Source organism: Pseudomonas sp. UC 17F4, assembly GCF_900101695.1.
GTDB lineage: Bacteria > Pseudomonadota > Gammaproteobacteria > Pseudomonadales > Pseudomonadaceae > Aquipseudomonas.
On record NZ_FNKV01000001.1, the window covers coordinates 2688248 to 2715003 of the forward strand.

Annotated in this window: 25 protein-coding genes; 16 read left to right on the plus strand and 9 right to left on the minus strand. The window is 63.1% G+C overall.

Translation table 11 applies throughout. From position 1 onward, the window contains the following. Positions 1 to 120 precede the first annotated feature (120 nt). On the plus strand, positions 121 to 597 hold the full coding sequence (greB, locus tag BLR26_RS12480; RefSeq protein WP_045194766.1) for a transcription elongation factor GreB: 477 nt from the start codon (positions 121 to 123) through the stop codon (positions 595 to 597). On the opposite strand, the gene BLR26_RS12485 is transcribed toward greB, so the two are convergent. Beyond that, on the minus strand, positions 598 to 3096 hold the full coding sequence (locus tag BLR26_RS12485; RefSeq protein ID WP_045194764.1) for an ABC transporter permease: 2499 nt from the start codon (positions 3094 to 3096) through the stop codon (positions 598 to 600). Next, positions 3096 to 3779 carry an ABC transporter ATP-binding protein gene (locus BLR26_RS12490; protein WP_045194762.1) on the minus strand — a complete coding sequence of 228 codons (684 nt, stop codon included), beginning with the start codon at positions 3777 to 3779 and terminating at the stop codon, positions 3096 to 3098. Before BLR26_RS12490 ends, BLR26_RS12485 begins: the two co-directional genes overlap by 1 nt. Before the next feature lie 10 nt (positions 3780 to 3789). Here BLR26_RS12490 and BLR26_RS12495 point away from each other — a divergent pair, with 10 nt between their 5' ends. The 3 genes from BLR26_RS12495 (at position 3790) to BLR26_RS12505 (ending at position 5831) form a co-directional block, all read left to right on the plus strand. Next, positions 3790 to 4395 (plus strand): arylesterase, encoded by a 606-nt coding sequence (locus BLR26_RS12495; protein ID WP_176794241.1) that lies wholly within the window; start codon positions 3790 to 3792, stop codon positions 4393 to 4395. 56 nt (positions 4396 to 4451) lie between these two features. Next, positions 4452 to 4733 (plus strand): hypothetical protein, encoded by a 282-nt coding sequence (locus BLR26_RS12500; protein WP_010222548.1) that lies wholly within the window; start codon positions 4452 to 4454, stop codon positions 4731 to 4733. 120 nt (positions 4734 to 4853) lie between these two features. Next, complete coding sequence (locus BLR26_RS12505) at positions 4854 to 5831, plus strand: L,D-transpeptidase family protein (RefSeq protein ID WP_093380972.1); 978 nt, start codon at positions 4854 to 4856, stop codon at positions 5829 to 5831. 129 nt (positions 5832 to 5960) lie between these two features. Here BLR26_RS12505 and oprI read toward each other — a convergent pair whose 3' ends face one another. Continuing rightward, positions 5961 to 6212 (minus strand): outer membrane lipoprotei OprI, encoded by a 252-nt coding sequence (oprI, locus tag BLR26_RS12510; RefSeq protein ID WP_003259780.1) that lies wholly within the window; start codon positions 6210 to 6212, stop codon positions 5961 to 5963. A gap of 507 nt (positions 6213 to 6719) precedes the next feature. Between oprI and BLR26_RS12515 the strand changes: the two genes are divergently transcribed. Continuing rightward, on the plus strand, positions 6720 to 7004 hold the full coding sequence (locus BLR26_RS12515; RefSeq protein WP_010222546.1) for a GNAT family N-acetyltransferase: 285 nt from the start codon (positions 6720 to 6722) through the stop codon (positions 7002 to 7004). Between the two features lie 86 nt (positions 7005 to 7090). Here the strand turns inward: BLR26_RS12515 and BLR26_RS12520 are convergent, their stop codons facing one another. Both BLR26_RS12520 and BLR26_RS12525 read right to left on the minus strand, forming a co-directional pair. After that, positions 7091 to 8167, minus strand: a complete 1077-nt coding sequence (locus tag BLR26_RS12520) for a 3-deoxy-7-phosphoheptulonate synthase (RefSeq protein WP_045194753.1) — start codon at positions 8165 to 8167, stop codon at positions 7091 to 7093. A gap of 164 nt (positions 8168 to 8331) precedes the next feature. Next, positions 8332 to 8784 (minus strand): PilZ domain-containing protein, encoded by a 453-nt coding sequence (locus BLR26_RS12525; RefSeq protein WP_045194748.1) that lies wholly within the window; start codon positions 8782 to 8784, stop codon positions 8332 to 8334. Between the two features lie 116 nt (positions 8785 to 8900). Between BLR26_RS12525 and BLR26_RS12530 the strand changes: the two genes are divergently transcribed. The 10 genes from BLR26_RS12530 (at position 8901) to BLR26_RS12575 (ending at position 21260) form a co-directional block, all read left to right on the plus strand. Continuing rightward, positions 8901 to 9869 carry a putative 2-dehydropantoate 2-reductase gene (locus tag BLR26_RS12530; RefSeq protein WP_093380975.1) on the plus strand — a complete coding sequence of 323 codons (969 nt, stop codon included), beginning with the start codon at positions 8901 to 8903 and terminating at the stop codon, positions 9867 to 9869. A 42-nt stretch (positions 9870 to 9911) separates the two neighbouring features. Further along, positions 9912 to 10820 (plus strand): 5'-nucleotidase, encoded by a 909-nt coding sequence (locus BLR26_RS12535; RefSeq protein ID WP_093380979.1) that lies wholly within the window; start codon positions 9912 to 9914, stop codon positions 10818 to 10820. A gap of 92 nt (positions 10821 to 10912) precedes the next feature. Next, on the plus strand, positions 10913 to 11410 hold the full coding sequence (locus tag BLR26_RS12540) for a universal stress protein (protein ID WP_045194744.1): 498 nt from the start codon (positions 10913 to 10915) through the stop codon (positions 11408 to 11410). Positions 11411 to 11534: 124 nt separating this feature from the next. Further along, positions 11535 to 12509: an HTH-type transcriptional regulator CysB gene (gene cysB, locus BLR26_RS12545; RefSeq protein WP_010222540.1), complete on the plus strand. Its 975-nt coding sequence runs from the start codon at positions 11535 to 11537 to the stop codon at positions 12507 to 12509. Between the two features lie 1001 nt (positions 12510 to 13510). Further along, positions 13511 to 13990: a CS1 type fimbrial major subunit gene (locus BLR26_RS12550; RefSeq protein ID WP_093380981.1), complete on the plus strand. Its 480-nt coding sequence runs from the start codon at positions 13511 to 13513 to the stop codon at positions 13988 to 13990. A 95-nt stretch (positions 13991 to 14085) separates the two neighbouring features. Next, entirely contained in the window at positions 14086 to 16617 is a 2532-nt protein-coding gene (locus tag BLR26_RS12555) for a CS1-pili formation C-terminal domain-containing protein (protein ID WP_093387439.1), read from the plus strand. Positions 16618 to 17219: 602 nt separating this feature from the next. Continuing rightward, a complete protein-coding gene (locus tag BLR26_RS12560) occupies positions 17220 to 17828 on the plus strand; it encodes a hypothetical protein (protein ID WP_143013271.1) in 609 nt (202 codons plus the stop codon). Positions 17829 to 17962: 134 nt separating this feature from the next. Next, positions 17963 to 18697 (plus strand): fimbrial biogenesis chaperone, encoded by a 735-nt coding sequence (locus BLR26_RS12565; protein WP_093380986.1) that lies wholly within the window; start codon positions 17963 to 17965, stop codon positions 18695 to 18697. Positions 18698 to 18733: 36 nt separating this feature from the next. Continuing rightward, the gene (locus BLR26_RS12570) at positions 18734 to 19360 is read left to right on the plus strand and encodes a response regulator transcription factor (RefSeq protein ID WP_093380988.1); all 627 of its coding nucleotides are present in this window, start codon (positions 18734 to 18736) and stop codon (positions 19358 to 19360) included. 13 nt (positions 19361 to 19373) lie between these two features. Continuing rightward, positions 19374 to 21260, plus strand: coding sequence for an ATP-binding protein (locus BLR26_RS12575; RefSeq protein WP_176794242.1), 1887 nt, complete (start codon positions 19374 to 19376; stop codon positions 21258 to 21260). Here the strand turns inward: BLR26_RS12575 and BLR26_RS12580 are convergent. Beyond that, on the minus strand, positions 21247 to 21981 hold the full coding sequence (locus BLR26_RS12580) for a phosphoadenylyl-sulfate reductase (protein ID WP_093387442.1): 735 nt from the start codon (positions 21979 to 21981) through the stop codon (positions 21247 to 21249). The two genes, BLR26_RS12575 and BLR26_RS12580, sit on opposite strands and share 14 nt — an antisense overlap. 129 nt (positions 21982 to 22110) lie before the next feature. Here BLR26_RS12580 and thrH point away from each other — a divergent pair, with 129 nt between their 5' ends. Then, on the plus strand, positions 22111 to 22728 hold the full coding sequence (thrH, locus tag BLR26_RS12585; protein ID WP_093380992.1) for a bifunctional phosphoserine phosphatase/homoserine phosphotransferase ThrH: 618 nt from the start codon (positions 22111 to 22113) through the stop codon (positions 22726 to 22728). 44 nt (positions 22729 to 22772) lie between these two features. Here thrH and pabB read toward each other — a convergent pair whose 3' ends face one another. From pabB to BLR26_RS12600, 3 genes are all read right to left on the minus strand, one after another. Beyond that, complete coding sequence (gene pabB, locus BLR26_RS12590) at positions 22773 to 24116, minus strand: aminodeoxychorismate synthase component I (RefSeq protein ID WP_093380994.1); 1344 nt, start codon at positions 24114 to 24116, stop codon at positions 22773 to 22775. Positions 24117 to 24243: 127 nt separating this feature from the next. Further along, positions 24244 to 25221, minus strand: coding sequence for an alpha-L-glutamate ligase-like protein (locus BLR26_RS12595; RefSeq protein ID WP_045194737.1), 978 nt, complete (start codon positions 25219 to 25221; stop codon positions 24244 to 24246). After that, the gene (locus tag BLR26_RS12600) at positions 25221 to 26753 is read right to left on the minus strand and encodes an osmotic stress tolerance membrane protein RloB (RefSeq protein WP_045194736.1); all 1533 of its coding nucleotides are present in this window, start codon (positions 26751 to 26753) and stop codon (positions 25221 to 25223) included. The genes BLR26_RS12595 and BLR26_RS12600 overlap by 1 nt, the downstream gene beginning before the upstream one ends. Between the last annotated feature and the right edge of the window lie 3 nt (positions 26754 to 26756).

Here is a 26756-nt window from a genome sequence, read left to right on the forward strand (position 1 = left end):
CTTCACGTCAAGTTTTCGCTATTTACACCGTCTGGCTGGCGCAGTTCGCCTGCTCTGAGGCACAGTTGCAGCCTGAGCACATGCCGGCTGCTGGCTGGCGGTCACCGAGCGAGAACACTGTTGAGCACGAAGATCATCACACGTGGCGGCTACGACGCCTTGAAGCAGGAGCTGGATCAGTTGTGGCGGGTCACCCGCCCCGATGTCACCCAGAAAGTCACCTGGGCAGCGTCGCTGGGCGATCGCAGCGAGAACGCCGATTACCAGTACAACAAGAAGCTCTTGCGCGAGATCGACCGCCGCGTGCGCTACCTGCGCAAACGCCTGGAAGACATGCGCGTGGTCGACTATTCGCCAGAGCAGGAAGGCCGGGTGTTTTTCGGCGCCTGGGTCGAAATCGAGAACGAGGAGGGCGAGAGCAAGCGCTTTCGCATCGTTGGCTACGACGAGATCTACGGGCGCATGGACTACATCTCGATCGACTCGCCCATGGCCCGCGCCTTGCTGAAAAAAGAGGTCGGCGATGAAGTCATCGTCCAGACCCCTTCCGGCGAGATGTGCTGGTGGGTCAACGCCATCGACTACGTCAAACCCTGATCAGCCCTCGCGCAGTACCGCCAGCGGGCTGGCATTGAGCGCCCGGCGCGTGCCGTAGACCCCGGCGCCGCCGACCAGCAGGGCGCCGAGGACCGGCAGCAACAGCAGCCATGGGTGCGGGCTCCAGTGCAGGTCGAAGGCGTAGCGGTACAGCACCAGGGTGATCAGCTCGCAGCCAATCGCCGCCAGCAGGCCGCTGGCCGCCCCGAGCAAGCCGAACTCGATGCGTCGGGCCTTGACCAGCAAACCGCGCCCGGCGCCCAGGGCGCGCAGCAGGGCGCCCTGGCGAATACGCTCGTCGAGGGTCGCCTGCAAACCGGCGAACAGCACCGCCAGGCCCGCCGCCAGCACGAACAGCAGCACGTACTCCACCGCCAGGGTGACCTGGGCGAGGATGCTGCGCAGTTGTTCCAGCAACGCATCGACCTGAAGGATGGTCACCGCCGGGAACGCCCGCGACAGCGCTACCACCTGCTGGTCATGCCCGGGGGCCAGGTAGAAGCTGGTCAGGTAGGTGGTCGGCAGGTCCTGCAGGGTCTGGGGCTGGAAGATCATGTAGAAGTTGGGCTGGAAACTGTCCCAGTTGACCGTGCGCAGGCTGCTCACCTGCACCTGACGTTGCAGGCCGCCGATGCTGAAGGTCAGCTGGTCACCGAGTTTGAGCTTGAGGCTCAGGGCCAGTTCGGCTTCCACCGAGACGCCGGGCAGGGCGTCGGCCGGCGGTTGGGCCTGCCACCACTGGCCTTCGCTCAGGGTGTTGCCCTGAGGCAGGTCGGCAGCCCAGGTCAGGCTCAGGTCGCGCTGTACCGCGCGGTCGCCGGTGGATTCCTTGCTGACGATCTGTTGCACCGGCTCGCCGTTGATTGCGGTCAGGCGTCCGGGGATGACCGGGTACAGCGGCGCGGCTTCGGCGGAAAATTCGCTCAGGCGCTGGGCAAAGCTGTTCTTGTCGTCGGGCAGGATGTTCAGGGCGAAGTAGTTGGGGGCGTCCTTGGGCAGCTGGTTCTGCCAGGTGTCGAGCAGCTCGGCGCGCAGCAGGGCAATCAGCGCCATGGCCAGCAGGATCAGGCCGAAGGCCAGCGATTGCCCGGCCGCCGCCAGCGGATGGCGCAGCAACTGGCCAAGGCCCAGGCGCCAGGCCAGCGGGCTGCCGGCGAGCAGGCGGCGCAGGCTGCGCAGGCCGAGCAACAGCAGGCCGCCCAGCAGCAAGGCGGCCACCAGGCCACCGCCGAGCAGGGCGAAGGTCAGCAGCAGGTCGAGGCTCAGCCGCCACATGATCAGCCCGAGGGCGAACAGTGCGGCGCCATACACCAGCCAGCTGCTGGCCGGTACCGGCAGCAGGTCGCGGCGCAATACCCGCAGCGGCGGCACCCGGCCCAGGGCGGCCAGCGGCGGCAGGGCGAAACCGGCCAGGGCCACCAGGCCGGTGGCAATCCCGGCCAGGGCCGGGCCGATGCCGCCAGGTGGGATCTGCGCCGGCATCAACCCCTGCAGCAACTGGAACAGGCCCAGTTGGGCCAGCCAGCCGAGCGCCGCGCCACACAGCGCAGCGATGCTGCCAAGAATCGCCAGTTGCAGGCAGAACAGGCTCAGCGCCTGGCGCCGCGACAGGCCCAGGCAGCGCAGCAGGGCGCTGGCATCGAAACGGCGGGTAGCGAAGCGGCTGGCCGACAGGGCCACGGCGACACCAGCGAGCAGCACTGCCACCAGGCTGGCCATGTTCAGGTAGCGTTCGGCCTTGCCCAGGGCGCCGCCGATTTGCTGGTTGCCATCGCGCGAATCCTGCAGGCGCTGGTTGGCGGCAAGGTTTTTACTCACCGCGTCACGGTAGCTGGCCAGGGCTTCGGGCTCGCCGCGCCAGAGTTCGCGGTAGCTGACCCGGCTACCCGGTTGCACCACCCCGGTGGCCTCAAGGTCGGCAAGGTTGATCAGTACCCGTGGGGTCAGGCTATAGAAGTTGCCGGCGCGGTCGGGCTCGTAGGTCAGTACCCGGCTCATGCGCAGGGTTTTCATGCCGACATCGATGCTGTCGCCGATCTTCAGCTCCAGCGCTGCCAGCAGCCGTGGCTCGACCCAGGCCTCGCCCGGTGCCGGGCCGCCACCGGCGGTTTCGCTGGCATAGGGTTCGGCGGCGCTGCGCAGCTCACCGCGCAGCGGATAACGGTCGTTGGCCGCCTTGATGCTCGACAGCTGGATGCCGTTGTCGGTGGCGATCACGCTGGAGAACTCGACCACCTGGGCATGCTGCAGGCCCAGGGCGGTGCCGCGGCTGATCTGCTCGGGGGCGGCCGGCGAGCTGCCCTGCAGCACCAGGTCGGCGCCGAGGAATTCGGTGGCGCGCAGCAGCATGGCGCCATTGAGGCGGGCGCCGAAATAGCCGATCGCGGTACTGGCCGCCACCGCCACCAGCAGGGCGAAGAACAGCACGCGCAACTCGCCGGCGCGGGCGTCGCGCAGCAACTGGCGCAGGGCCAGGGGGAACAACGGCAGGCGTTTCATCAGGGCTCCAGCGGCGCGACCAGGTGGCCGGCGTCCAGGCGGATCAGGCGACGGCAGCGCTGGGCCAGGCGTTCGTCATGGGTGACCAGTACCAGGGTGGTGCCGCGCTCCTTGTTCAGTTCGAACAACAGGTCGCTGATGCGCTCGCCGGTGTGGCTGTCGAGGTTGCCGGTCGGCTCGTCGGCAAACAGCACCGCAGGCTCGGCGGCAAAGGCGCGGGCGATGGCCACCCGTTGTTGCTCGCCACCGGACAACTGGCGCGGCGAGTGGCTCAGGCGCTGGCCCAGGCCCACCCGTTCGAGCAGGCTGCGGGCGTGCTCGCGGGCATCGCGGCGACCGTCCAGCTCCAGCGGCAGCATGACGTTTTCCAGGGCGTTGAGGCTGTCGAGCAACTGGAACGACTGGAACACGAAGCCGACATGCTCGGCCCGCACCCGTGCGCGCTGGTCTTCATCCAGCGGGCCGAGGTCGTGGCCGGCCAGGGTCACGGAGCCTGCGCTAGGCAGGTCGAGGCCGGCCAGCAGGCCGAGCAGGGTCGATTTGCCCGAGCCCGAGGCGCCGACGATGGCCAGGCTGTCGCCTTGTTTCAATTCCAGCGAGAGTTCGTGCAGGATGGTCAGGTCGCCTTCCGCGCTGGGGACCACTTTGCTAAGGTTGCGCGCACTGAGAATGCTGGGGCCCATGGAGAATCCGATGCGAGTGTGGTTATTGAGTGCTGGCCTGGCCTTGATGTGCCTGGCCCAGGGCGCAGCCGCGGGGACCGTGCTGATTGTCGGCGATAGTATCAGTGCCGCTTTCGGCCTGGATACCCGCGAGGGGTGGGTTGCCTTGCTGGAAAAACGCCTGAAGAGCGAGGGTTTCGACGCCAAGGTGATCAATGCCTCGATCAGCGGCGACACCAGTGCCGGCGGCCAGGCGCGGCTGCCGGCGCTGCTTGCAGAGCACAAGCCGGAGCTGGTGGTGCTCGAATTGGGCGGCAACGATGGCCTGCGCGGGCAGCTGCCAACGCAATTGCAACAAAATCTTGCCTCGATGATCGACCGCTCGCGGGCTGCCGGCGCCAAGGTGCTGTTGCTGGGCATGCGCCTGCCGCCCAACTATGGCAAGCGTTACAACGAGGCTTTTGCCCAGGTGTATGAAAACCTGGCGACGGAAAAACAGGTGCCGCTGGTGCCGTTTTTCCTCGAAGGGGTGGGCGGTGTACCCGAGCTGATGCAGGGCGATGGCATCCATCCGGCGCAGGGCGCCCAGGCCAGGTTGCTGGAAAATGCCTGGCCGCAACTAAAACCGCTGCTTTGACGCTTTTATAGTGACCGGCTTTCGGCTAATGTTGCGCCCCCGATTTGGAGCCCCCGATGCCGCGTCCCGCCTGGTCCCTGTATGCCTATCAATTGATCGAGCCTGACGAACAGCTTGACCTGTTCGCCTGCCAGGAGATCCGCGTCCACCTGGTAGCCCGCCAGCTCGAGCTCGGTGGCTCGGCCGACCGCACCCTCTGCGGCACCCTGTTGCCGGCGCAACCGCGCTGGTCGCAGGCCGAGCGCAGCATCTACCGTGACCGCCGCCTGTGCTCGCTGTGCCGGGCAATTCTCGATGCCCAGCGCCGTGGCACGCGGCCAGTGTGGCCCGAGCTGTAACGCGCTGATATAACCTTTCATCCCCTGCACCGCCAACTGCGCCCGGGACATCTCCCTGTTCCGCGGGGGCGGTGTACAATCGATTGCTTGACTCAATTGAATTAGCGAAGGATTTCCCGGATGTTGCCGCGCTTTCCCGCCGTCACCCGTTGCCTGTCCCTGGCCGCCCTGCTGGCGGCAGGTCCCGCTGCTGCGCTGGAGTTCCCCCTGCCGCCTCCCGGTGAAGACGTCATCGGCCAGGTCCAGGTGATCAAGGCCAAGTACGAAGACACCTTTGCCGACATCGGCACCGCCAACGACCTTGGCTACCTGGAAATGATCGCCGCCAACCCCGGCGTCGACCCGTGGCTGCCGGGCGCCGGCACCGAGATCATCCTGCCGACCCGTTTCATCCTGCCGCCGGGCCCGCGCGAAGGCATCGTCATCAACCTTGCCGAGTACCGCATGTACTACTACCCGAAAGGGCAGAACGTGGTGCATACCTACCCGCTGGGCATCGGCCGTGAAGGCTGGGGTTCGCCGATCGCCAACACCAGGGTCACCGCCAAGACCCCGAACCCGACCTGGACGCCGCCAGCCTCGATCCGCAAGGAGCACGCCGAAGACGGCGACATCCTCCCGTCCGTAGTACCGGCAGGTCCGGACAACCCGCTGGGGCCGTTCAAGTTCACCCTCGGCGTGCCGGGCTATCTGATCCACGGTTCGAACAAGAAGTTCGGCATCGGCATGCGCACCAGCCACGGCTGCTTCCGCATGTTCAACAACAACGTGCTGGAACTGGCCAAGATGGCCCCGGTCGGTGTGCCGGTGCGCATCATCAACGAGCCGTACAAGTTCGGTATCAGTGCCGGCAAGGTCTATCTCGAGGCGCACACGCCGCTGGACGACAAGGGCGACCCGTCGGTGGTCGACAAGCACACCGCGGTCATCAACGCCCTGCTCAAGCGCGAAGACCTGGCCAACAACCTGCGCATGAACTGGGACATGGTTCGTGATGTGGTCGCCGCCGAAGACGGCATGCCGGTGGAGATCGCCGTGCCCAATGGCGCTGGCAACCCGGCGCCGATGGTGTCCAGCGTGCCTTACGACATGCAGTAAGCCATTCCTGCTGTACCTGAGGCCTGCCATCGTGCAGGCCTCGTCGTTTCTGCTGTTGCACTTTCACGGCGGCAATAAAAAAGCCGACCCACAAGTGGGTCGGCTTCCAATAACAATCCCGAAGGACTATTACTTGCGGCTGGCTTTGTCCAGCATACGCAGAGCACGCTCGTTAGCTTCGTCAGCGGTCTGTTGTGCTTTTTGAGCAGCAGCCAGAGCGTCGTCAGCTTTGCGATAGGCTTCATCGGCACGAGCTTGTGCACGAGCAGCTGCGTCTTCGGTAGCGGTCAGACGAGCTTCGGTTTCTTTGGATACGCTGCTGCAACCGGTAGCCAGGACTGCGGCCAGAGCCAGAGCAGAAAATTTCAGAACGTTGTTCATCGTGTTCCCCTTCAAGGACTTTCTATTAAATAGCCATCTCTCAAGAAAGAGAAACTGGCCGGCGTACATAGTACCCATTACTTGTAGTAAGTAAACTGACAGAGCGCAAGAACTGCAAAAAAATGCGCCTGTCCCGGGTCCGCCACAGCCTTATGTAGAAAAACTGTGAAGGCGCCGCATGCGCGGGTGCTAACAAGTGTAGCAAGTGTGTAATTTGTTGAACTAAAAGTGACTTAAAGTGTCATCCTTCGTCATAGCACTACAACATCCGGCAACTGTTCAGGCCGATGCTCGCCGCCGTGTCCGCTTGCCACAAGTGGGTGAAATTTGCGACCAGCCACCTTGAGCATCCGGGCATCGGGCGCCTACTATTTGTACGTGCTCATTTGCCAGAGAACAGCCATGCTCTTCTCGTTGTCCAATGGGGCACGGGGTGGCGTAGAGGTTCCTTCGCCGGACAAACATCGGTAAGGTAGGGTCATAGCACAAGACCCGCGAGGAGTAGTGATGAGCGAGGCGTTGTCCATCCACCATGACCAGGCTGGTCATCAGTTCGAGACCAATGTGGACGGTCATCGTGCTTACCTGACCTACATGGACCTGGGTAAGCAGACCCTGGATATCTACCGCACGTTCGTGCCCAACGCGTTGCGTGGCCGGGGTATTGCTGCGGCGCTCACCGAGCAGGCGCTCAAGTACGCCGAAGACATGGGCTATACCGTGATTCCGTCGTGCTCCTATGTTGAGCGCTACATGGAACGTCAGCAAAAGCACGCCACCAACAAGGCCTGAAGATCACGAAGGGCAGCCCTTTGCGCTGCTGTTCAACGCACCAACAAAAACGCCGGGCAATTGCCCGGCGTTTTTGTACCTGCCTGTCAGCCGCGCTGGCGTTTGGGCAACACGTCCTTGAGCTTGGCGTGCATGCTGCGCAGGGTTTTCTCGGTGGACGCCCAGTCGATGCAGGCGTCGGTGATCGAGACACCGTACTGCAGGTCGTTGAGGTCTTTCGGGATTGCCTGGCAGCCCCAGTTCAGGTGGCTCTCGACCATCAGGCCGATGATTGACTGGTTGCCTTCGAGGATCTGGTTGGCGACGTTCTCCATCACCAGCGGCTGCAGGGCCGGGTCCTTGTTGGAGTTGGCGTGGCTGCAGTCGACCATGATGTTCGGCTTGATCCTGGCCTTGGCCAGGGCCTGTTCGCACAGGGCGACGCTGACCGAGTCATAGTTGGGCTTGCCGTTGCCGCCACGCAGCACCACGTGGCCGTAGGCGTTGCCCTTGGTGGTGACGATGGACACGCCGCCTTCCTGGTTGATACCAAGGAAGCGGTGCGGGCTCGACACTGACTGCAGGGCGTTGATGGCAACGGTCAGGCCGCCGTCGGTGCCGTTCTTGAAGCCGACCGCGGAGGACAGGCCCGAGGCCATTTCGCGGTGGGTCTGGGATTCGGTGGTGCGCGCGCCGATGGCCGACCAGCTGATCAGGTCCTGCAGGTACTGCGGCGAGATCGGGTCGAGGGCTTCGGTGGCGGTCGGCAGGCCCATTTCCGCCAGGTCCAGCAGCAGCTGGCGGCCAATATGCAGGCCGTCCTGGATCTTGAACGAGTCGTCCAGGTACGGGTCGTTGATCAGGCCCTTCCAGCCGACGGTGGTACGCGGCTTTTCGAAATACACGCGCATGACCAGGTACAGGGTGTCGGACACCTCTGCCGCCAGCACCTTGAGGCGCTCGGCATACTCGTGGGCAGCCTTGATGTCGTGGATCGAGCAGGGGCCGATCACCACGAACAGGCGGTGGTCCTTGCCGTCGAGGATATTGCGCACCACTTCGCGGCCGGCAGTCACGGTCTGCAGGGCGGTAGCGCTGAGGGGGATTTCCTTCTTGAGCTGATCGGGGGTGATCAAGGTCTCGTTGGAGGCAACGTTTAGGTCATCGATCGGTAAATCAGCCATCGTGTTACTCGTCAGGTCACGGGTGCCGGCCGCCAGCGATCCCCGTGCGGCGGAGCAGCGAAAATTGTACGCAGCGGGGAGCCGAACCTTAGCGCGTTACACCGTGGCTCGACAATGGGCAAGGGCGGCTTTCCTGCAAGGAAAAGCCCACAGCCACGGGGTTTTTACCCCGGAAGGAGGATTTCCCGGGTATGGCTTGCCTCAAGGCTGGCCTCGGAGAACTCGCCGGCGTGCAGGCTGACCCACTGCTGGGCGAGGGCTTCGACATCGGTATCGGGGTTGGCGGCGTGCTCCCGGGCCTGACAGAAGTGCTGGATCTGGCACACCTGTTCGCCCATGCGTGCGCCAAACAGCGCCTGTTCGTCGATAAAGGCAATACCCACCCGGTAGCCGTCCTGGTGCTTCTGGCACCAGGCCACGTAACCTGGGTAGCGCGCCTCGGCGCCGAGGGAGGGAATGAGCATTTCCACCGCCATGCCGCGTCGGTAGGCCCGAGGGTGGTTGCAGGCGATTCCGCCCAGGCTGATAGTGTGCAGCCGTTGGCGGAACAGTTTGGGCGACTGACGCAGGGTCAGCTCCACCGGAACATCGTCCGGGTGCAGCAAGAAACCACGCATGCTCGACTCCGTGTCGATTTTTTGACCTTGTTCGCCTCAGTATAGTGAAGGTTCGTAAAACGTATGATTTGCGTGTAAAAAATGTGAACAGAAAATGAACGCTTGAGGAGAGCAGGATGAACACGAGCAGCCCGCGTATCGGCGTAATCGGCACCGGTGCCATTGGTGGCTTCTATGGCCTGATGCTGGCGCGTGCCGGGTTCGAGGTGCACTTTCTCTTGCGCAGCGAGTTCGACGCCGTTCAGCTCAACGGTTTGCGCCTCGACAGCGCCGTGCATGGCATCGTGCAGATGAAGGTTTCGGCCTACGCCGACGCCGCCGACATGCCGCCCTGCGACTGGCTGCTGGTGGGCGCCAAGACCACCAGCAACGCTGAATTGGCGCCGTTGATTGGCAAAGCGGCGGCGCCGGATGCCAAGGTGGTGCTGCTGCAGAACGGCCTGGGTGTCGAAGAGCAGCTGCGACCGTTGCTGCCGGCCAACCTGCACCTGCTCGGCGGCTTGTGCTTTATCTGTGTCAACCGCGAAGCGCCGGGGGTGATCCGCCACCAGTCGCTGGGCGCGGTGAACCTGGGCTACCACAGCGGCCCGGCGGTCGATGACGACAGCCGCCAGCAGATTGTCGAGGCCGGGGCGGCGCTGTTCCATGGCGCCGGCATCGATTCCCAGGCCATGAGCAACCTGGCCCAGGCGCGCTGGCAGAAGCTGGTGTGGAATGTGCCCTACAACGGGTTGTCTGTGCTGCTCAAGGCCAGTACCACGCCGCTGATGGCCGATGCCGACAGCCGCGCATTGATCCAGGCGCTGATGGCCGAAGTAGTGCAGGGTGCCCGTGCCTGTGGCCATGAACTGCCGCAAGGCTATGCCGAGCACCTGTTTGCGGTGACCGAGAAGATGCCCGACTACTGGCCGAGCATGTACCACGATTTCGCCCAGCAGCGGCCACTGGAACTGGCGGCGATCTACGCCGAGCCGTTGGCCCAGGCACGGGCGGCGGGCTGTGAGTTGCCGAAGATGCAGGTGTTGTATCAGGCCTTGGCTTTTATTGACCGGCAAACAGCACCGCCCCTGCAGGAGCGGGCTTGACCCGCGATGAGGCCCGCTAGAACAGCGCAATAGGAGCAGCATATGAGCAAGAACCTCGGTGACAAACTGGTCGTCGCCATCTCCTCCCGGGCGCTGTTCGACCTCAGCGAGAGCCACCGGCTGTACCTGGCCGAGGGCGTTGAGGCGTATCGCCAGTACCAGATCGAACACGAAGACGAAGTGCTTGAACCTGGTGACGCTTTCCCGCTGGTGCAAAAGCTTCTGGGCCTGAACGCCCATCTTGGCCAGGCGCGGGTCGAGGTGGTGCTGGTGTCGCGCAACAGCGCCGATACCGGCTTGCGGGTGTTCAATTCGATCGAGCATCACGGCCTGGGTATTTACCGCGCCGCCTTCGTCGGCGGTCGTAGTCCTTATCCGTATCTGGCGGCGTTTGGTTGTCACCTGTTTCTGTCCACCGATGCCGATGACGTACGCAGCGCCCTGGAAGCGGGCTTTGCCGCCGCCACTATTCTCTCCGGTGGCGCCCAGCGTGCGGCCAGTGACGAGCTGCGCATCGCTTTTGACGGCGACGCGGTGCTGTTCTCCGATGAGTCCGAGCGGGTCTACCAGCTCGGCGGCCTCGAAGCCTTTCAGGCCAGCGAGCGCCAATCGGCGCGTGAGCCGTTGCGTGGCGGGCCGTTCAAGCCGTTCCTGGCGGCGCTGAACCTTTTGCAAAAGGAGTTCCCGGAAGGCGCCTGCCCGATCCGCACGGCGCTGGTCACCGCCCGTTCGGCACCGGCCCATGAGCGGGTGATCCGCACCTTGCGCGAATGGGATATTCGCCTGGACGAATCGCTGTTTCTTGGCGGCCTGGACAAATCGGCGTTCCTCGAAGCCTTCGCCGCCGATGTGTTCTTCGACGATCAGGCCGGCCATTGCGAACGGGCCCGCAGCGTCGTCGCCACTGGCCATGTGCCCCATGGGATCAGCAACGAACCGACCCTGGGCTGACTGGCAAACCTCGGCGCCGGACGGCCCTGCGGCCGGTCTTGGCGCTGCTAAGCTGAAGCTTGCTCTGCCGTCGTGGCAGTCGAGGAGGTCGAATGATCCGTTCCATGCTGTATGCCACTGACCTCGGTGTGTACGCGCCTTTTGTCATGCAACACGCGCTGGCGCTGGCGCGGACCTTCAACGCAGAGCTCTACGTCATTCATGCAGTCGAGCCCATGGGCCAGTTCGCCGAATCACTGTTGCAAAGTTACCTGGACGAGCAGACCCTCGATGAACTGCACAGCGAAGGCGTCACCACGGTGATGGCCAACATCGAGCAGCGGGTCCTGGAAAACTTTCGTGACGAATTAGGCGAGGAGGCTGACCTGGCCCTGATCAAGGCCGTGCGCGTGCGCCAGGGCGACCCGGCGCAGGTGATTCTCGAACAGGCCCAGCGCCTGAGTGTCGACCTGCTGATCTTCGGCAGCCACAGCCAGGGCGCCGGCGTTGACATTCCGATTGGCCGCACCGCTGTGCGCTTGCTGCAGCTGTCGCCGGTGCCGGTGTACATGGTGCCGCTCGCGCAACATCTCGGTCGTAGGAAGTCTTAACTGGGTGACGTAGGTGGGTTCCTTGAAGACTGCTAAAATAGTTCTAGATTTATTCTTCAAACCACTAATATAGTTATAAATCGTCGCTGCTGCCGGTGACGCCCAGCTGATTTGAGGGATACCTATGAAGCTTCAACAATTGCGCTACATCTGGGAAGTGGCGCACCACGACCTCAACGTCTCCGCGACAGCGCAGAGCCTGTACACCTCCCAGCCGGGCATCAGTAAGCAGATCCGCCTGCTCGAGGACGAGCTGGGCGTCGAAGTGTTCGCCCGCAGCGGCAAGCACCTGACCCGCGTGACCCCGGCCGGTGAGCGCATCATCACCACCGCCGGCGAGATCCTGCGCAAGGTCGAGAGCATCAAGCAGATTGCCCAGGAATTCTCCAACGAGAAGAAGGGCACCCTGTCGATCGCCACCACCCACACTCAGGCGCGTTATGCCCTGCCACCGGTGATCAGCAGCTTCATCAAGCAGTACCCGGAAGTGGCCCTGCACATGCATCAGGGCTCGCCGATGCAGATTGCCGAAATGGCCGCCGACGGCACCGTCGATTTCGCCATCGCCACTGAAGCCCTGGAGCTGTTCGGCGACCTGGTGATGATGCCGTGCTATCGCTGGAATCGCTGCGTGGTGGTGCCTCAGGGCCACCCGCTGACCAAACTGCCAAAGCTCACCCTCGAAGCCCTGGCCGAATACCCGATCGTTACCTACGTGTTTGGTTTCACCGGCCGCTCCAAGCTCGACGAAGCCTTCAGCCACCGCGGCCTGACCCCGAAAGTGGTGTTCACCGCCGCTGACGCCGACGTGATCAAGACTTACGTGCGCCTGGGCCTGGGCGTCGGTATCGTCGCCAAGATGGCGGTCGACACCAAGCTCGACAATGACCTGGTGGTGCTCGATGCCAGCGAGCTGTTCGAGTCCAGCGTGACCAAGATCGGATTTCGCCGTGGCACCTTCCTGCGCGGTTTCATGTGCGACTTCATCGAGAAGTTCGCCCCGCACCTGACCCGCGAAGTGATGGCCAAGGCGATCGCCTGCCACAACAAGCAGGAGCTTGAAGAGCTGTTTGAAGGCGTCGAGTTGCCAGTGCACTGATTTGCGTCTTCAATAGCTGATGTGCAGAAAGCGCCCTTCAAGGGGCGCTTTTTTTTGGCTCTTCACGGAATCCCGGGTTGGGATGTTGAGGCTGCGAGTTTATCCATTCAGTGTGGGGCTGCTGCTGGCCCCTTCCGCCTTTACGGCGGCCTACTTTTCTCTTGGGAAGAAGTAGGCAAAACCGCTTGCTCCTGCATACGGCCCTACGCTGCGCTTCGGGTCCCCTCGCTACGGCACCTTCCGGGGCATCGCGGCCTACGACTTGCTTCGCAAGTCTACATCTCGCGTCTTCGGCTGCCGCCGAAGGTGCTGCGCACTGCCCCTACAGGCACCTACGCTCGGCCTCCTGAAGTCGCTTTTCGCGGCGTCTGGAAGTGCGTGCATGAATATCAAGATCAAGTTGGTGCTCGCTTTATCAGCGGGCTGTCCCGCTCCTGCGTCAGCATGGCTTCGCCAACATCTGCTTTCGCAGATACGTCAGTGCAGGCGCCGCCCGTAACTTCGCGACTTCAGGAGGCTGAGCGTAGGTGTCTGGAGGGGGCTGGTGCGTAGCACCCTTCGGCCGAGGCCGAAGTCGCAAGACGTAGACTTGGCGAAGCAAGTCGTAGGCCGCGATGCCCCTGGAGGGCACCGTAGCGAAGGAACCCGGAGCGCAGCGTAGGGCCGAATGCTGGAGCGAGCGGTTTTGGTTCCTTTTGCCAAGAACAAAAGGGACCCGCCGTAAGGGCGGAAGGGGCCAACAGCGGCGCCACACCGAATGGATAAGTCCGCAACCCAACCCAAGAATCATAGCCCCCGGGATTCCGTGAAGAACCTTTTTTTTGTGCGATTGAACGCTAATGCTCTTTGGGAAATTTCCCAACTCTGCTGGGAGTGGTCCGACTTTTTGCGTCGGATATCTGCCGAATAATCCTCCTCGCCAACCGCCCTGTGCGGTGCGGCATTCGCCGTTGGCACGTCGCCTGTGACGATTGCACAGGTCAATTCGAGGAGATCAATTCATGAAGCGCACTTTTCTGGCCCTGCCGCTCGCCTTGCTGGCCGTTGGTAATGTATTTGCCGCCGACCCACTGGAGAAACAAGTCACCGTAACCGCCACCGTTCCGACCGAGAACTTTTATGTCGAGCCGGTGGGCGGCAACTGGATGAACGAACCGCAGAACATGGCCTGGAACGCCCTGCGCGAATCGCTTGAGCCGATCCGCAAGCAATTGCAGGTCAAGAGCACCACCGGGGCGATTTCCGCCCGTCTGCTCAGCCCGGCAGTGATCAACAGCGGCGCCAACAGCATCGGTCTGGACGTCGCGGTCAACGGCACCGACCTGACCACCACCTCGGTGCCGGTAGTGCCGGCAGCCGCAGCGGCGGCGGGCACCCTGGTGGCCTTCGATGTGGCCGCGCAGTCGGCCGGTGCTGGCGGCTACGTGCCAGGCAACTACCAGGGCATCGTCAACATGCTGTTCGAGACCGTTTCGCCGTAAGTCGCCAGCCGGCGTTTTTTTGTCCCCTTCTATTCACCCCGTTGCTCCTTCGTTTGGATGAGTACGGGGTGAATATTGCCTGTGAAAAAATGGACATGGCCAATTACTTGTCTCTCGCTGCATCCGTTCGACTGGCCCTGGGTTGGGTTGTGCTCTGCAGTTCTGCCTGTGCCTGGGCCGATGCCCGGGGAGCGGCCGGGCCCTTGGGGGTGTTGAGCCAGGCGCAAGGCTTGCCGCAAGAATTCGGCGAGCACTTCTTTGATGTGCCCCTGGCGGTTCGCGTCGACCTTGATGGTCGCTACCTGGGCGATGCGCTGGTGGTGCTGTCGCGCGATGAGCAGGTGCAACTGCTCGACTTTACCGACACCTTCGAGAGTCAGGCCGCCGACAGCGAGCGTTCACGCTGGCGCGAACAGTTGCAGGAGCCGAGGTTGCTGGGCAACTGCCTGTCCAGTTGCCCGCTGGGGCTGGTGGCCTTGCACTACAGCCTGGTCAATTCACAGTTGTCGATCCTCACCACGGCGGCGGAGCGCAGCGACCAGCCGGCGCTTTACCACACCTTGCCGGAACGCGGCAGCCACGGCTTGCTGTTGCGCAACCAGTTGAACCTGGTCGGGGGCGACCTGGAAACCACCGGGCGTTATGCCGTGCAGGGGCGGGGCAGTGTCGGCAACTGGACTGCCGTTGGCGAGGCGCAGTTCGACCGCAACAGCGACTACGCCGAGCAAACCCGGCACCGTGTCGACCAGCTCTATGCCGAGCGTGTGCACGACCAGCATTTCTTTCGCCTGGGCTACTTTACCCCGGGCGCCCAAGGCCTGACCCGTCAGCCGCGCCTGCTCGGCAACCTGCCCGATACCACCCGCGGCCTGATGCTCGGCAGCAGCGACAGCCTGGCGGTCAATAATGGCCAGGCCAGCGCCACGCCCATCTATGTCACCCCGAACCGCTCGGCTATCGCCGAAATCTACCGTGATGGTGTGCTGATCAACAGCCAGTCGGTGCAGGCCGGTTTGCAGGCGCTGGATACCCGGGTGCTGCCGGGAGGCATTTATGAAGTAGAAGTTCGCCTGATTGAAGACAACCAGGAAACCTCGCGCAGCGAGGCCTTCATCTACAAACCCTCGAACTGGAACAACGCCGAGTCGCCCTGGCGCTACAACGTTTATGTCGGGCAGCAGAGCACCTTGTGGAGCAATTGGGACAAGGACTATGACAACAGCCTGAGCGCCGGGGTCTTTACCAATTACCTGTTGCACCCGCGGGCAGTGCTCGGGCTCTCGGCCCAGCGCATCGATGAACTCATGCAGTACGGCAGCTCGCTGGACTGGGATGTGCTCGATCCGTTCAAGCTCTATGGCAGTGTTTTTCACACCGAAGATCAGGGTAACGGCTACGACCTGCAAGGCATCTACAACTATGCATCGGGCTCGCTGGTGTTCAGCCAGAGCCGCTCATGGCTGGACAGCCGCAGGTTCGAAGACGATCAGCCTGGCGCGCAGCGCGACTTCAGCGTGCGCGAGGTGCGCCAGAGCGCACTGTCGCTGAACCACCGGGTCGATCGCCACAGTACCGCTACCGTACGGGTTTCCCATAGCAGTGGTACTGGCGCAAACGGCACCGGCTTCGATGTCGGCTGGGGTTATTTTGGCAAGCTGCTGGACTCCGATACCCACTGGCGGCTGTCAGTGTTCGATCGCCCTGGCACCAGCAGCTCGGGTGATGCGCGCAACCGCGGCGTCACCTTGAGCATGAGCATGAGCCTCGGCGGGCCGGGACGCAGGATTTCGGCAACCCTGGGCAGCCGCACGTCCCGCGACGGCGGGCGCGATCAGAACGCTTCGCTGACCTATCAGCAAGATGTCGACTACGGCGCGTTGCAGAGCCTGGCCGGCACGGTTTCGCTGGACCGCTACGGCACCGGCTTTGGCGGCAGCGCCCTGTTCGAGAGCCCGCTGCTGCATGGCGATGCCTATGCCCAGAGCTCGTCGTACAACGGCGAACTGACCGCCGGTTTGAACCTCGACAGCGTGCTGGCGATCGGCGCCGGCCAGGTGGCGATGTCCGGGCAGTACCTGCCCCACGAGGCCGGCCTGATTGTCGATGTCGAGTCGGACCTGCAGGGCCTGCGCATGCGCGCCGACGACCATCACGGCCACAGCGCCGTGCTGCGCCCGGGGCGCAATGTCATTCCGGTCAGCGCCTACAAGGCCGGCCAGGTGCATTTCGATTTCGAAGGCAGGGACGCCCATGCTGCGGTCATCCAGCCCGCTACGGTGGAGTATCACCTCAACCGCGGCGGGGTCGATTATCACCAGATTCGCGTGATGCAGACCGTCACCGTGATCGGCCGTCTGGTCGATGGCAAAGGCCAGCCGCTGCGGGGCGCGCTGGTAATCAACCACGCCAGCCGCAGCGTGAGCGAGGCGGATGGTTTCTTCGCCATCGAGATGAGCGAATCGACGCCGACCCTGGAGATTCGCCGGGGCGCTGATGCCTTGTGCCTGTTCAGCTTCGATCAGGGCACGTACACCCGCGAGAACGACATTCTGCTGGTCGGCGACCTGACCTGCGCCGGGGCCAATGTGGCCAGGGCTGAGCTGAAACAATCGAAGGAGGACGCTTGATGCGATGGCTGAAACAACCACGGTGCACAACCCTTGGGGCACTCTTTTCGGTGTTCGCAGCGTTCTGTCCGGAACCTTTCACGGGTGTTGCCCAGGCCAGCGTGGTGGACATTACTGCCGAATACATACCAGGTCTTTCAGGCAGGCCACCCAGTGGTTTCGTCAATACCACGCCGCGGGCAGAGTTCTGTTCGGGGCTTGTGACTTGCAGCGCCAGCGAGTATCGATACACGGTCGGTTTGCCGTTGAGATTCTCTACGGCGTTCATCCATCGTGCACCGAATGTTCGTGATACCTACTACTTCCGGCTGCCAGCTACCAGAACCCTGAATCTGGTCAGTGAGAACGGAGAGTCTTTTTCAGTCCGGTTCAGGCCTACGCATTTAGGTTTGCGGATTCAGCCGGGCTTCGCGGTCCTGGTCGGGCCAAGTCAGGGCGCTTGCGTACCTGCAGCTTTTACTGAACATCAAGCTGTTACCCAGTACCTGGGCCGGGTCGATATGCTGGTGCCAAGCGGTTGCTACATGTCCGGACGCAGCGGCAGTGCCGGGTCTGTTGTAAAAGTTGACAGCTCCGTAACGGGCCTGGGATTTGAGCTGCTGTTGCCGTCGCCTCTTTCGTTGAAAAATGGCGTCTACCGAGCCCAGCTACAGTTGAGCGTCGGTGGCAACGGGGCGGACTTCGACCTGGGCGACCGCGTCACTAATGTCAGCACCGATATGTTGACGCTTAATTTCGTATTTACCGTCAAACACCCCTTGAAGCTCGAGTTTCCGCCTGGCTCCGAACGCGCAGTACTCGAACCGCCCGGTGGCTGGGCAAGCTGGATCAATCGCGGCACGCCACCTCAGCGCCTGTACCGGGTGCTGCCATTCCAGATCTGGACCACCGGTGCGATCAGCGTGTACACCCGCTGCGAATACGACCTGGGTGGGCGCTGCGGCATTCGCGGCCGCGACGGCCACCAGGTTCCGTTGAAAGTCGCCCTGACCCTGCCGTCCAGCATGAAGCACCAAGGGGCGCCGGTGGATAACCTGGTATTGCCGGTCGGAGCGCCGGCCGCGCTGACCATCGATACCGTCGAGGCCACGCTCGACCGTCAGGCGCGCTTGCTGTTCGAAGTGTCCCAGGCCGATACCGCCTCGATGCTCGGGTACCCGGGCGAAACCTTCCAGGGCGATGTGACGCTGGTACTGGATGCTGCGCTTTAAACAACCCCCGAACGGGGCAATTGGAAGTTTCGCTGTCAGTTAAGGAAGTTTCCTACAGCTCCTGCCGGTTGCCCGGACAGGCAGGGTGGATGAGAATGATATTAATTGGCCAGTTGAGCTGGGAGCTAAACGACATGAAAGGAATACTGGCGGTACCGCTGCTATGGATACTGGTGGCGAGCGCTGCGCTCGCCGGGCCCGAGCTCAACATCGGGACCTTCTACGATTACCTCGACGGTGAAAAGAGCACGTTGCTCAAGCGCGTGCGCAATGCCGGCGACACCACCGCCTTCGTCAAGGTCAGCGTCGCCGAGCTGGTCTACGATGAGCAGGGCCAGGCCCGCGAGGTTGAAATGGACGGCCGCGAGGCGTTGCAGCGTGGCCTGGTGGTCAGCCCGGCGCGGTTGATCATCCCCGCCAATGGCATGCAGGCGGTGCGCCTGCTGTATCGCGGCGAGCGTGAGCACGAGCGCTATTTCAGGCTGCGTTTCATCCCGGTGCTGCCTGAGGTCAACGACGGTTTTGCCGTGACCGAAGATGAAGCCGAGCGCTATGAAAACGCCCTCAAGGTCGGGGTCAACATTTTGGCCGGCTACGGCTCGATCCTGTTCGTGCGGCCCCAGGCCAGCCGCTACCAGGTCGAGGTCGAGCATGAGGCCGGGCGCTTCCTGGTCCCCAACCGGGGCAACACCACCATCGTCCTCGATCATTTCAATGATTGCGCCGCCGGCAACAAGGACTGCGCCCCGGCGACCAAGCACCATGTGCTGCCGGGCAAGGTCCGTGCATTCGAGAAACAGGCCGGGCGCCACTATCGCTTTGAGCTGGTCGAGGGCGAGCAACGTCGCGAAATTGCCTTCAAGGGGTGAATCGGACCGAGTCACCGTCGTGGTATGAGGGAAGGTATGAGTAGTGTTCTGATCGTGGACGATCACCCGTTTATTCGCTCATGCGTCAACCTGCTGCTGGTCAGCGAGCGCTTCGAAGTGGTCGGCCAGACCGACAACGGCATCGATGCCGTGCGCCTGGCTCGTGAGCTGAGCCCGGACCTGATGATCCTCGATATCAGCATTCCGGGCCTGGACGGCCTGGAGGTGATTGCCCGGGTCAAAGCAATGAAGCTTGCGCTGAAAATTCTGATCCTGACCTCTCAGCAGGCTGATTATTTTTCCCTGCGCTGCATGAAGGCCGGCGCGGTCGGCTATGTATCGAAAACCGACGATTTATGCGAGCTGAGCAAGGCCGTGCATGCGGTCATGTCCGGCTACACCTACTTCCCTGAAGTCGCCTTGAGCTCGGTGAGCAGGGTCGATGTGCGCGCCTCGGAAGCCGAGTGCATCGCCAGCCTGACCAACCGTGAACTGCTGGTGCTGCAGCAACTGGCCCGCGGCCTGAGCAACAAGGCCATCGGCGATGCGATGCTGTTGAGCAACAAGACCATCAGCACGTACAAAACCCGTCTGATCGAGAAATTGAGGGTCAAATCATTGGTGGACCTGGCGGATGTCGCCAAGCGCAACCTGCTCATTTAGGTTGCCCAATTGTGTGCATGCTCGCTTGCTGCAGGCGCTGGTGTTGCTGGTACTGCAGTGCCTGGCCACAGTGGCCGGGGCCGAAGAGGTAGCGCCAGGCATCTGGCCGGATGCCATCCGCGGCCTGCACGCCTTTGAGGCGCAAGCGCATGCGGTGGTGGCGCAACACCCCACGCTGGCGATTGTCGACAGTTTCTGGCACGAAAACGGGCGCCTGATTGCCCAGGCTTGTGCCGTGGTCGGCAGCTTGCTGGCGCTGGCGCTGGTGTGGATTCACTACCTGCGCCAGTCAATCCGCAAGTGCGAACGGGCCGAGCGTGCCCTGACCGAGATGTATGCTGAACTGCAAGCGGCCAAGGAACAGGCAGAGGCGGCTAACCAGGCCAAGACGACGTTTCTGGCGACCATGAGCCACGAGATCCGCACGCCGATGAACGCCCTGTTGGGCATGCTCGAACTGGCCCAGGAAAAGGCCGATCAGGGTGTGCTCGACCGGCTGGCTATCGAGGTGGCCTCAAGCTCGGCGCGTGGCCTGCTTGAACTGCTCGGCGATGTGCTGGATGTCACCCGCATCGAATCCGGCCATTTGCTCCTTGAACCGCGCCGCACCCAGCTGCGCCAGCAGGTCGAAGGGGTGGTGCGCATGTTTGAACAGCAGGCCCTGGGCAAGGGCCTGCGCCTGCACCTGGAGGTTACCGGCGCCCTGGACAGCGACGTGCTGCTCGACGCCCTGCGCTTCAAGCAGGTTCTCTCCAACCTGATCAGCAATGCCATCAAGTTCACCCGTGAAGGCTCGGTGCGTGTGCGCCTGCACACCCAGCGCCGGCTGCGCCGCGTGGAGGTGAGCCTGGTGGTGGAAGATACCGGCGTCGGCATTCCCATGGCCGATTTGTCACGCCTGGGTACGCCCTATTGCCAGGCCAGCAACAACCGCCAGGCCGGGCGCAATGGTGCCGGGCTGGGGCTGAGCATCTGCCGGATGCTGTGCGAGCTGATGGGCGGGCGTATGCAGCTGGACAGCAGTATCGGTGTCGGTACCCGTGTCGAGGTGCAGTTGAACCTGGCCTGCCTGCCACCGGCGGCGTCCAGCGACGCTCCGGGCCGGCGCCGGGAGAGCGCAGGCCTGAGCAAGCCGCTGAAGGTGCTGGTGGTGGATGACTACCCGGCCAATCGCATCCTGCTCATGCACCAGCTCGGTTACCTGGGCCATCGCGTGCGGGTCTGCGAACACGGCGGCGAGGGCTTGCGCTGCTGGCTGCGCGAGTCGTTCGATGTGGTCATCGCCGACTGCAACATGCCGATCTTCGATGGCTATCGGCTGGCCAGGGCGATCCGCGAGCATGAGCGGCGCGCCGGCCGCGAGGCTTGCCGGGTGCTGGCGGTGACCGCCAATGCCCAGGCGTCGGAACGTGCCCGCTGCCTGGCGGCGGGAATGAATGCCTGCCTGTTCAAGCCCTTGAGCATCGACGATCTGCAGCAGGCGCTGGAGGGCCTGACGGGCCGTATCGCGGTGCCGGTGGTGGCCCAGGCAGCGCCGGTGCTACCGGGCATGGACATCTCCAGCCTGCTGGTGCTGGCCGCCGGTGATCAGGACAAGGTCCGGGCCCTGCTCGGCGATCTGGTCAGCAGCAATCGCCAGGACCTGCGCGGTCTGGACCGGTTGCACGATGGTAAGGATCGGGTGGCGTTGGCCGACCTGGTGCATCGGCTCAAGGGCGGGGCGCGGATGATCCGTGCTCATGAGGTGTTGGCAGTTTGTGTACAGCTGGAACAGGCCTGCAGTACACAGGCGCCGGCCCACCGCATCAGCCAGCTGGTGCAGATGCTGCGCCAGGCGATTATCGACCTTGAGCAGCACCTGGAGCGCTATTGCCAGCGCGAGGAAGTCAACCCTTGGTGATCAGGTTGCCGGCGTGCAGCCCGCATTCCTTCTGGGTCGACTCTTCCCACCACCAGCGGCCTTCGCGCTCGTGCTGGTTCGGCAGCACCGGGCGGGTGCAGGGCTCGCAGCCGATACTGATGAAGCCGCGCTCGTGCAGGCTGTTGTACGGCAGCTCGAGCATGCGGATGTAACCCCAGACTTCCTCGCTGCTCATCTGTGCCAGCGGGTTGAACTTGTACAGGGTGTGCTCGGGGCTCGAGAAGGCGCTGTCGATTTCCAGCGCCGCCACCTGGCTGCGGGTGCCCGGGCTCTGGTCGCGGCGCTGGCCGGTGGCCCAGGCGCTGACAGTGCTCAGCTTGCGCCGCAGCGGCTCGATCTTGCGGATGCCGCAGCACTCGCCATGGCCGTCCTTGTAGAAGCTGAACAGGCCTTTTTCCTTGACGAAGGGCTCGAGCTTGCTGTGATCGGGGGAGAGGATCTCGATCGGCAGCTGGTACTGTTCGCGCACCTGGTCGATGAAACGGTAGGTTTCCGGGTGCAGGCGGCCGGTATCCAGGCTGAACACCTTGAGGTTCTTGTTGAGCTTCCAGGCCATGTCCACCAGCACCACGTCCTCGGCGCCGCTGAAGGAAATCCACAGGTCATCGCCGAAGTGCTCGAAGGCCAGCTTGAGGATGTCTTGCGGCGACTTGTTGGCGTAGGTCGCGGCCAGGGCGGCGACGTCGAAGGGTTGGCTCATCAGGCGGCTTCCGGTCATTGAATGGCGCTTGGCGCTCGTAATGCCCTGATCTTAACAAAAATTGCCCGGGTAGACGCCGCGCATGTAGAGTGCGGCTTCCCATTTTTGGCGTTGTTCGAGGAGTGTGCTGTGGAAATTGCCTGTCTCGACCTGGAAGGCGTATTGGTCCCGGAAATCTGGATCGCCTTCGCGGAAAAAACCGGAATCGAATCGCTGCGGGCCACCACCCGTGACATTCCCGATTACGACGTGCTGATGAAACAGCGCCTGCGCATCCTCGATGAGCACGGCCTGAAGCTTTCCGATATCCAGGCGGTGATCGCCACGCTCAAGCCACTGGACGGCGCCATCGAGTTCGTCGACTGGCTGCGTGAGCGTTTCCAGGTGGTGATTCTTTCCGACACTTTCTACGAGTTCTCCCAGCCTCTGATGCGCCAGCTGGGCTTCCCGACGCTGCTCTGCCATCGATTGATCACCGACGAAAACGACCGGGTGACCGGCTACCAGCTGCGCCAGAAAGACCCCAAGCGCCAGTCGGTGCTGGCCTTCAAGAGCCTGTACTACCGGGTGATTGCCGCGGGGGATTCGTACAATGACACCACCATGCTCGGCGAGGCAGATGCAGGGATTCTGTTCCATGCGCCGGAGAACGTGATCCGCGAGTTTCCGCAGTTCCCGGCGGTGCATGATTTTGCGGCGCTGAAGAAAGAGTTCATCAAGGCTTCGAACCGCTCGTTGAGCCTGTAGGGCCTCATCGCGGGGCGACGCCTCGACTTGCCCCGCGATGCTTTTCAGAGGCCTTGCAAGGTCTCGAGCAACACCTTGACCTTGGTGATCGACTCTTCGTACTCCGCCTGCCAGTCCGAATCCGCCACCACTGCGCCACCCCCCCAGCAGCACACCTGACCGTCCTTGACCAGCAGGCTGCGGATGGCGATCGAGCTGTCCATCTCGCCGCGCACATCCACATACAGCAACGACCCGCAGTACAGCGCCCGACGGCTGGGTTCCAGCTCGTCGATGATCTGCATGGCGCGGATTTTCGGTGCGCCGGTGATCGAGCCGCCGGGGAAGCTGTCAGCGATCAGGTCCAGGGCATCCTTGCCGGCCGCCAGGCGCCCGGTGACGCTGCTGACCAGGTGATGGACGTTGGGGTAGCTCTCCAGGCTGAACAGCTCCGGGACCTTCACCGAACCGATCTCGCAGGTGCGCCCCAGGTCGTTGCGCAGCAGGTCGACGATCATCAGGTTTTCTGCGCGATCCTTGCTGCTGCCCAGCAGTTCGGCGGCGTTGCGCGCATCTTCGTCGGCATCGCTGCTGCGCGGGCGGGTGCCCTTGATCGGCCGGGTTTCGACCTGGCCATTGCTGACCTGGATGAAACGCTCCGGCGAGAAGCTCAGCAGCACGCTGCCGTCGGCCAGCAACTGGAACCCCGAATACGGCGTCGGGCAGGCCTGGCGCAGGGCCTGGTAGGCGTGCCAGGGGTCGCCCTGGCAGGGCGCGCGAAAGCGTTGGGTGAGGTTGATCTGGTAGCAGTCGCCGGCATGGATGTACTGCTGCACGCGGTCGAAGGCCTGGCGGTAGCTGTGTGCGCTGATATCGCCGCGCATCGGTGCTTGCAGGGCGAAGCTGGCGGCATCGATAGCAGGTGGCGCCTCGAACAGTTCAATCAGGCGCTGGCGTTCGGCCGCTGCCAGGCTTGGGTGAAACAGCAGCTGGCTGCACTTTTGCTGGTGATCGCTGATCAGTGCCCAGGCATACAGGCCAAGGCTGGCATCGGCCAGGCCCAGGTCATCGACAGCGATGCTTGGCAGTTGCTCCAGGCGCCGGCCAAAGTCGTAGCTCAGGTAACCGATCAGGCCGCCGGCAAACGGCAACTCGATGCCATCCGGTACCTGCGCCTGGCCCAGTTGCGCCAGGCTTTCACGCAGCCGTTGCAGGTAGGCGCTACCACGTTCATCCATCGCGGGCGCGAGGGTTTGCAGCGGCCAGGCGCTGAGCAGGTCAAAGCGGCCGCGTTCGGCGCTAGGCCGGGCGCTGTCGAGCAACACGGCGCCGGGCGCCTGGCGAATACGCGCGAAGTAGGCCGCAGGGTCGGCCTGGTAGGGCAGGGGGTGGAGCGTACAGGTCGGCATGCAAGTAACAGCTATGAATGCGGGGAGGCGATTGTAGTCCTCTGTAGGAAATGCTCCTAGCGCTGACTACGACATAGAGGCTCCAGGGCGCGCCAGCCGGGCAGGCTGGCGCGCACAGGATGTGGACTCAGCTCGGCACGTGGCCGAACAGCTCCTGGGCGAAGCGTACGCGTTCTTCGGGGCTTTCCTGGCGGCCGTCTTTGGCCAGTTGCTCCAGGTGCGCTTCCACCGCGTGGGTACGCAGGGTCAGGCCGCAGTCGTTGGCGATCTGGATGTTCAGGCCGGGGCGGGCGTTGAGTTCGAGGATCAACGGGCCCTTGTCCTGGTCCAGCACCATGTCGACACCGATGTAGCCCAGGCCGCACAGCTCGTAACAGCCGGCGGCAAGCTTCATGAAGCCGTCCCAGTTCGGCAGTTGCACGCCGTCCACCGCGTTGGTGGTGTCCGGGTGCTTGCTGATGATGTTGTTCAGCCAGGTACCGCGCAGGGTCACGCCGGTGGCCAGGTCGACGCCGACGCCGATGGCGCCCTGGTGCAGGTTGGCCTTGCCGCCGGACTGGCGGGTGGGCAAACGCAGCATGGCCATCACCGGGTAGCCCATCAGCACGATGATGCGGATGTCCGGCACGCCTTCGTAGCTGATGCTCTTGAAGATCTGGTCGGGGGTAACGCGGTACTCGATCAAGGCGCGGTCGCGGTGACCGCCCAGTGAGTACAGGCCGGTGAGGATGCTGGAGATCTGGTGCTCGATTTCCTCGTGGCTGATGATCTTGCCCGAGACCGTGCGGTAACGGTCTTCGAAGCGATCGGCAACCACCAGGATGCCGTCGCCGCCGGCACCCTGGGCAGGCTTGACGACGAAGTCGCTGCGCCCGCCGATGATCTCGCCGAGCTTGTCGATCTCTTTCTCGGTGGAGATGATCCCGTACATTTCCGGCACATGGATGCCGGCCTGGATCGCACGCTCCTTGGTGATGATCTTGTCGTCGACGATCGGGTACAAATGGCGCTTGTTGTACTTGAGGACGTAGTCCGCATTGCGCCGGTTGATACCCATGATGCCCCGGGCCTCCAGGGCTTTCCAGGTTTTCCAGAGACCGAACATCAGGCGTCAGCCTTCACGAAAGCCTTGAAACGCACCAGCTCCGTCAGGCGGTAGCCGCGGTAGCGACCCATCGCCAGCATGAAGCCCACCAGAATCAGCAGTACCGCCGGGAAGGTGAAGACGAAGTACACCAGCTCCGGCACGCTCATCAGCAGATGCGCCAGGGAGGCAGCGAACAGGGTGCCGATCGCCACTTTCATGGCATGGCCGCCGCCGCGTTCTTCCCAGGTGATCGACAGGCGTTCGATGGTCATGGTCAGGATCACCATCGGGAACAGCGCGACCGACAGGCCGCGTTCCAGGCCCAGCTTGTGGCTGAACAGGCTGATGGCGGCGATCAATACCACGACGAAGGTCAGCACCACCGACAGGCGCGGCAGCATCTGCAACTTGAGGTGTTCAAGGTAGGAGCGTAGCGACAGCCCGAGCGCGGTAATCACCGTGAACAGGATGATGCCGAAGCCCAGCTGGGTTTCGCGGAAGGCCAGGGCGATCAGCACCGGGGTGAAGGTACCCAGGGTCTGGATGCCGATCAGGTTGCGCAGCACCAGGATCACCAGCACGCCGATCGGGATCATCACCATGATCATGAAGGTCTGCTGGGTCTGCAGCGGCAGGCCGTACAGCGAGTACTCGAGGAAGTCGGCGTCGGTGTTCTCGTCGGTCAGCTTGGCCAGGCGAATGGCGTTCATTTCGCTGTTGTTGAGGCTGAAGCTGACGTTGGCTTTCTTGCCGCCATCGACGGTGATCAGGTTGTCGTCACCGGTCCACCACAGCAGGCGGTCGGCCGGCAGGCCTTGCTCGCCGGTGTCCGGGTTGAAGTACAGCCAGTCGCTGCCGTTGAAGCTGCGCAGCCACAGTTCAGGGGTTTGCGGCTGGTCGGCGACCAGGCGGATGGTGTGGACCTTCTCCACCGGCACGTGGGCAATCGACAGCAGCAGGTCGATGACCTTGGCCTTGTTCAGCGACGAGGTATCGCCGGCCAGCAGCAGCTTGACGTTGTCGTCGTTGAGGTTGTTGACCCGCTTGATGGTCTCGCCAACGAAGGTTTCGACGTCGGCCGAGTGCTGGCGAATAGGCGCCATCAGGGCTTCGGCGGCGATCTTCTCGGGGCCTTCTACCGCCAGGCTGTCGCGGAAAGTCGGGCCTTTGATCTTGGCTTTTTCGGTGCTGTAGCGCTTGGTCAGCACCAGACGGTAGTAGAGGGTCTGGTTGCCGCTGGCGCGACGGGCCGACCAGGTCACCTTGCGGTTGCCGTCGACGCGGTTGACGCTGACGCCGTAGTTGTTGGAGATGAAACTCTCGTTGAGGCTCACATAGTCGCGGCTCAGCGGCGGCACGAACATCTGGACCTTGACCGGGTCCTTGGGGCTGGCGACGAACTCGACCTTGGCGTCGATGTTCCACAGGTCATCGGTTTCGTCCTCGGTCACCGGAATGCCGAGAAAGAAGATCTGATAGGCCGTGACCAGGATGCCCAGTAGCACCAGGACGGTAATCAGGACTTTCAGATGGAGGGTAAGAGAGCGCATCAG

Coding starts and splice junctions, on each gene's coding strand:
- BLR26_RS12485 (WP_045194764.1), bottom strand. CDS start 3,096: ATGAAACGCCTGCCGTTGTTCCCCCTGGCCCTGCGCCAGTTGCTGCGC.
- BLR26_RS12490 (WP_045194762.1), bottom strand. CDS start 3,779: ATGGGCCCCAGCATTCTCAGTGCGCGCAACCTTAGCAAAGTGGTCCCC.
- BLR26_RS12495 (WP_176794241.1), top strand. CDS start 3,790: ATGCGAGTGTGGTTATTGAGTGCTGGCCTGGCCTTGATGTGCCTGGCC.
- BLR26_RS12500 (WP_010222548.1), top strand. CDS start 4,452: ATGCCGCGTCCCGCCTGGTCCCTGTATGCCTATCAATTGATCGAGCCT.
- BLR26_RS12505 (WP_093380972.1), top strand. CDS start 4,854: ATGTTGCCGCGCTTTCCCGCCGTCACCCGTTGCCTGTCCCTGGCCGCC.
- oprI (WP_003259780.1), bottom strand. CDS start 6,212: ATGAACAACGTTCTGAAATTTTCTGCTCTGGCTCTGGCCGCAGTCCTG.
- BLR26_RS12515 (WP_010222546.1), top strand. CDS start 6,720: ATGAGCGAGGCGTTGTCCATCCACCATGACCAGGCTGGTCATCAGTTC.
- BLR26_RS12520 (WP_045194753.1), bottom strand. CDS start 8,167: ATGGCTGATTTACCGATCGATGACCTAAACGTTGCCTCCAACGAGACC.
- BLR26_RS12525 (WP_045194748.1), bottom strand. CDS start 8,784: ATGCGTGGTTTCTTGCTGCACCCGGACGATGTTCCGGTGGAGCTGACC.
- BLR26_RS12530 (WP_093380975.1), top strand. CDS start 8,901: ATGAACACGAGCAGCCCGCGTATCGGCGTAATCGGCACCGGTGCCATT.
- BLR26_RS12535 (WP_093380979.1), top strand. CDS start 9,912: ATGAGCAAGAACCTCGGTGACAAACTGGTCGTCGCCATCTCCTCCCGG.
- BLR26_RS12540 (WP_045194744.1), top strand. CDS start 10,913: ATGATCCGTTCCATGCTGTATGCCACTGACCTCGGTGTGTACGCGCCT.
- cysB (WP_010222540.1), top strand. CDS start 11,535: ATGAAGCTTCAACAATTGCGCTACATCTGGGAAGTGGCGCACCACGAC.
- BLR26_RS12550 (WP_093380981.1), top strand. CDS start 13,511: ATGAAGCGCACTTTTCTGGCCCTGCCGCTCGCCTTGCTGGCCGTTGGT.
- BLR26_RS12555 (WP_093387439.1), top strand. CDS start 14,086: ATGGCCAATTACTTGTCTCTCGCTGCATCCGTTCGACTGGCCCTGGGT.
- BLR26_RS12565 (WP_093380986.1), top strand. CDS start 17,963: ATGAAAGGAATACTGGCGGTACCGCTGCTATGGATACTGGTGGCGAGC.
- BLR26_RS12570 (WP_093380988.1), top strand. CDS start 18,734: ATGAGTAGTGTTCTGATCGTGGACGATCACCCGTTTATTCGCTCATGC.
- BLR26_RS12580 (WP_093387442.1), bottom strand. CDS start 21,981: ATGAGCCAACCCTTCGACGTCGCCGCCCTGGCCGCGACCTACGCCAAC.
- pabB (WP_093380994.1), bottom strand. CDS start 24,116: ATGCCGACCTGTACGCTCCACCCCCTGCCCTACCAGGCCGACCCTGCG.
- BLR26_RS12595 (WP_045194737.1), bottom strand. CDS start 25,221: ATGTTCGGTCTCTGGAAAACCTGGAAAGCCCTGGAGGCCCGGGGCATC.
- BLR26_RS12600 (WP_045194736.1), bottom strand. CDS start 26,753: ATGCGCTCTCTTACCCTCCATCTGAAAGTCCTGATTACCGTCCTGGTG.